Consider the following 5,219-nt stretch of genomic DNA (forward strand, 5'->3'; position numbering starts at 1 on the left):
GGTTCCTGTCCGATCCCGAGACGGAATCGATCATCATGATCGGCGAGATCGGCGGATCGGCCGAGGAGGACGCGGCGCAATTCCTGATCGACGAGAAGAAGAAGGGCCGCTGGAAGCCCACCGCCGGCTTCATCGCCGGTCGCACCGCGCCGCCCGGCCGGCGCATGGGCCATGCGGGCGCCATCGTCGCCGGCGGCAAGGGCGGCGCCGAGGACAAGATCGAGGCGATGAAGAGCGCCGGCATCGTCGTCGCCGACAGCCCCGCCGGTCTCGGCGAGGCCGTGCTCAAGGCGCTGCGGCGCAAGTGACGGCAAATCCCCTGCCGCGCCCCGCGGCAGGGTTTTCGAGGACAGGCCCCCGCGGGGGCCGCATCGCAGGAGCGGGCAACCCGTCAGAGCCATGACCGAGCATTCGCAGAACACGGTCTTCCATTCCTCGTCCTTCCTCCAGGGCCAGAACGCCAATTACGTCGAGCAGCTGCACGCGCGCTACGTCGCCGATCCCTCCAGCGTCGACGGCAGCTGGCAGGCCTTCTTCGCGGGGCTCGGCGATGCCGATGCGGAGGTGACGCAGAACGCGCGCGGCCCTTCCTGGGCGCGCGCCGACTGGCCGCCGACCCCGAACGACGACCTGACGGCGGCCATGGACGGGCAATGGGGCCCGGAACTCGTCCGCGCGGTGGGCGACAAGCTGCGCGCGCGGGCGGCTGAGGCGGGCGCCCCGCTCAGCGAGGTCCAGGTCCGCCAGGCGGTGCTCGATTCGGTGCGCGCGCTGATGATCATCCGCGCCTATCGCATCCGCGGGCATCTCGTGGCCGATCTCGACCCGCTGCGCCTGGCCGAGCCCGAGCCGCATCGCGAGCTCGATCCGCACAGCTACGGCTTCACCGAGGCCGACATGGACCGGCCGATCTTCATCGACAACGTGCTGGGCCTGCAGACCGCGTCGCTCCGCGAGATCCTCGCAATGGTCAAGCGCACCTATTGCGGCACCTTCGCGCTCCAGTACATGCATATCTCCGACCCGGCGCAATCCGCCTGGCTCAAGGAGCGCATCGAGGGCTACGGCAAGGAGATCCGCTTCACCCAGCAGGGCCGCCGGGCGATCCTCAACAAGCTCGTCGAGGCCGAGGGCTTCGAGAAGTTCCTCCAGGTGAAATACACCGGCACCAAGCGCTTCGGCCTCGACGGCGGCGAGGCGCTGATCCCGGCGATGGAGCAGATCATCAAGCGCGGCGGCGCGCTCGGGGTCGAGGAGATCGTCATCGGCATGCCGCACCGCGGCCGCCTATCGGTGCTCGCCAATGTCATGGAGAAGCCCTACCGGGCGATCTTCAACGAGTTCCAGGGCGGCAGCTACAAGCCCGACGAGGTCGAGGGCTCGGGCGACGTGAAATACCATCTCGGCGCCTCCTCGGACCGCGAGTTCGACGGCAATACCGTGCATCTCAGCCTCACCGCCAACCCCAGCCACCTCGAGGCGGTCGATCCGGTGGTGCTCGGCAAGGTGCGCGCCAAGCAGTCGCAGATGGGCGATACCTCGCGCTCCAAGGTGCTGCCGATCCTGCTGCACGGCGACGCGGCCTTCGCCGGCCAGGGGGTGGTGGCGGAATGCTTCGGCCTCTCCGGGCTCAAGGGGCATCGCACCGGCGGCACGCTGCATCTGATCGTCAACAACCAGATCGGCTTCACCACCGCGCCGCAGTTCTCGCGCTCCTCGCCCTATCCGACCGACATCGCGCTGATGGTCGAGGCGCCGATCTTCCACGTCAACGGCGACGACCCCGAGGCGGTGGTGCATGCCGCGCGCGTCGCCATCGAGTTCCGGCAGAAGTTCCACAAGGACGTGGTCATCGACATGTTCTGCTATCGCCGCTTCGGGCATAACGAGGGCGACGAGCCCATGTTCACCCAGCCGCTGATGTACAAGGCGATCAAGGGCCACAAGACCACGCTCCAGCTCTATACCGAGCGGCTGGTCGCCGACGGGCTGATCCCCGAGGGCGAGATCGAGGACATGAAGGCCGCCTTCCAGGCGCATCTCAATGAGGAATTCGAGGTCGGCAAGGACTACCGCCCGAACAAGGCCGACTGGCTCGACGGCCGCTGGTCGGGGCTCTCGCGCCCCGAGCGGCGCTACCAGCGCGGCAAGACCTCGGTGGACATGGCCACGCTCCGCAAGGTCGGCGCGGCGCTCACCCGCCTCCCCGAGAGCTTCGAGCCGCACAAGACCGTGCAGCGCATGCTCGACACCAAGGCCAAGATGATCGAATCGGGCGAGGGCATCGACTGGGCGACCGGCGAGGCGCTGGCCTTCGGCACGCTCCTGGTCGAGGGCTATCCGGTGCGGCTCTCGGGGCAGGATTGCACCCGCGGCACCTTCAGCCAGCGCCATTCCGGCATCATCGACCAGATGACCGAGGAGCGCTACCACCCGCTCAACCACATCTGCAGCGACCAGGCCACCTACGAGGTGGTCGATTCCATGCTCTCCGAATACGCCGTGCTCGGCTACGAATACGGCTACAGCCTCGCCGAGCCGAACGCGCTGACGCTCTGGGAGGCGCAGTTCGGCGATTTCGCCAATGGCGCACAGATCATGATCGACCAGTTCATCTCGTCGGGCGAGGCGAAATGGCTGCGCATGTCGGGCCTCGTCCTGCTGTTGCCGCATGGCTACGAGGGGCAGGGGCCGGAGCATTCCTCCGCGCGCCCCGAGCGCTTCCTGCAGATGTGCGCCGGCGACAACATGATCGTGGCCAATGTCACCACCCCGGCCAATTACTTCCACATCCTGCGCCGGCAGCTCCTGCGCAGCTTCCGCAAGCCGCTGATCCTGATGACGCCGAAATCGCTGCTGCGCCACAAGCTCGCGGTCTCCAAGCTCAAGGATTTCGCCAAGGGATCGAGCTTCCACCGGGTGCTCTGGGACGACGCCGAGATCGACGCCGAACATCTCTCCACGACCGAGCTGGTCCCGGACGAGAAGATCCGCCGCGTCGTGCTCTGCTCCGGCAAGGTCTATTACGACCTGCTCGAGGAGCGCGACGCCCGCGGCATAAGGGATGTCTACCTCATGCGCCTCGAGCAGTTCTATCCCTTCCCGGCGCTCTCGCTGACCAAGGAGCTCGGCCGCTTCAAGAACGCCCAGATGATCTGGTGCCAGGAGGAGCCGAAGAACCAGGGCTACTGGACCTTCGTGGAGCCGAACATCGAATGGGTTCTCGGCCGGATCGGCGCGAAATACGGCCGGCCCTCCTATGTCGGCCGGCCGGCCGCCGCATCGCCGGCCACGGGGCTCGCCCGCGAGCACAAGGCGCAACAGGAGGCGCTGGTCGATGCCGCGCTCTCGCTGAAGAAGGATCGCTGACATGACCGACATCCGCGTGCCCACGCTCGGCGAGAGCGTGACCGAGGCGACCGTCGCCACCTGGTTCAAGAAGGCGGGCGATGCCGTCGCGGTGGACGAGATGCTCTGCGAGCTCGAGACCGACAAGGTCACGGTCGAGGTCCCCGCCACCGCCGCCGGCGTGCTCGCCGAGATCGTGGCCAAGGAGGGCGACACCGTCGGCGTCGACGCCCTGCTCGCCACCATCGACGAGAAGGCCGGCGCAGCCAGGCCCGCCAAGGCGGAGAAACCCGCGGCCAAGGCCGAGGAGGCGACCCCCGGCAAGGCCGCCCCGGAGGGCGCCGAATCCGCGCCCGCCAACGAGAGCTCGATCGAGATCGCGGTGCCCGCCCTCGGCGAGAGCGTCACCGAGGCGACGGTCTCGACCTGGTTCAAGCAGGTCGGCGACGCCGTGGTGCAGGACGAGATGCTCTGCGAGCTCGAGACCGACAAGGTCTCGGTCGAGGTGCCCTCGCCGGCGAGCGGCACGCTCGAGGAGATCTTCGCCGCCGATGGCGCCACCGTCGAGGCGGGCGGAAAGCTCGGCCGCATCCGCGGCGGGGCCGGCGGCAGCGCCGCGCCGCAGAAGGCGCGCCCCGTCGCCGCCGAGAAGGCCGCCGAGCCGGCGACGGCCAGGGCCGACGTCGAGGACGCGCCCTCGGCCAAGAAGCTGATGGCCGAGAAGGGGATCGAGCCCGGCCAGCTGGCCGGCACCGGCCGCGACGGCCGCATCATGAAGGAGGACGTCCTGCGCGCGATGGCCGCGCCCGCGCCCTCGGTGTCCTCCGAGCCCGCCGCGCCCGCCATCCCGCGCGCGCCGGTCCCGGCCGAGGATGCCGCGCGCGAGGAGCGCGTGAAGATGACGCGGCTGCGCCAGACCATCGCGCGGCGGCTGAAGGAGGCCCAGAACACCGCGGCCATGCTGACCACCTACAACGAGGTGGACATGACCGGCGTGATGGGGCTGCGCAACGAATACAAGGATCTCTTCGAGAAGAAGCACGGGGTGAAGCTCGGCTTCATGTCCTTCTTCACCAAGGCCTGCTGCCATGCGCTGAAGGAGGTGCCGGAGGTCAACGCCGAGATCGACGGCACCGAGGTCGTCTACAAGAACTTCGTCCACATGGGCATCGCCGTCGGCACGCCCACCGGCCTCGTGGTGCCGGTGGTGCGCGACGCCGACCAGATGTCCTTCGCCGCCATCGAGAAGAAGATCAACGAGCTCGGGATCCGCGCCCGCGACGGCAAGCTCTCCATGGCCGACATGCAGGGCGGCACCTTCACCATCTCGAACGGCGGCGTCTACGGCTCGCTGATGTCCTCGCCGATCCTGAACCCCCCGCAGTCGGGCATCCTCGGCATGCACAAGATCCAGGAGCGGCCGATGGTGGTGAAGGGCCAGATCGTCGCCCGGCCGATGATGTATCTCGCCCTCAGCTACGACCACCGCATCGTCGACGGCAAGGGCGCGGTCACCTTCCTCGTGCGCGTCAAGGAGGCGCTGGAGGACCCGCGGCGGCTCTTGATGGATCTGTGAGTCGCGATACGGAACCGCGCGAGCCCGCGCGCGAAGCCTGCCCCGGGCTTGTCGGAGCTGCGGCAAGATAGGCCCGAGCGGTTCTCCGTCGCTTACCCTCCCGCGCAGGCCCAAGGTCCCCGGCCCGATCGACCCGTGGCGATCGGGCCGCGCCGGCCCTCCCCGGGGCCGGCGCGCTTCGCACGCCGTCCAGGGCCGCCTCGTCCCGATCCCCAACCGTCGGTGACACCCGCCCCCCCCCCCTCGCCCTGCGGCTCGCGCCTCCGGGCGACCGGACCGGGCAAGGCGCCACCGG

Annotated in this window: 2 protein-coding genes and 1 pseudogene; all 3 read left to right on the top strand. The window is 68.9% G+C overall.

Going from position 1 to position 5,219, the window contains the following annotated elements; translation table 11 throughout:
- Nucleotides 1-308 (top strand): annotated as a pseudogene (locus V7050_RS17900) (succinate--CoA ligase subunit alpha); the annotation flags it as partial.
- A gap of 91 nt (nt 309-399) precedes the next feature.
- On the top strand, nt 400-3,369 hold the full coding sequence (locus V7050_RS17905) for a 2-oxoglutarate dehydrogenase E1 component (RefSeq protein WP_324369755.1): 2,970 nt from the start codon (nt 400-402) through the stop codon (nt 3,367-3,369).
- 1 nt (nt 3,370) lies between these two features.
- Entirely contained in the window at nt 3,371-4,924 is a 1,554-nt protein-coding gene (gene odhB, locus V7050_RS17910) for a 2-oxoglutarate dehydrogenase complex dihydrolipoyllysine-residue succinyltransferase (protein ID WP_324375468.1), read from the top strand.
- Nucleotides 4,925-5,219 lie beyond the last annotated feature (295 nt).

The sequence above is a fragment of the Amaricoccus sp. genome (assembly GCF_036846665.1).
Taxonomy (GTDB): Bacteria; Pseudomonadota; Alphaproteobacteria; order Rhodobacterales; family Rhodobacteraceae; genus Amaricoccus.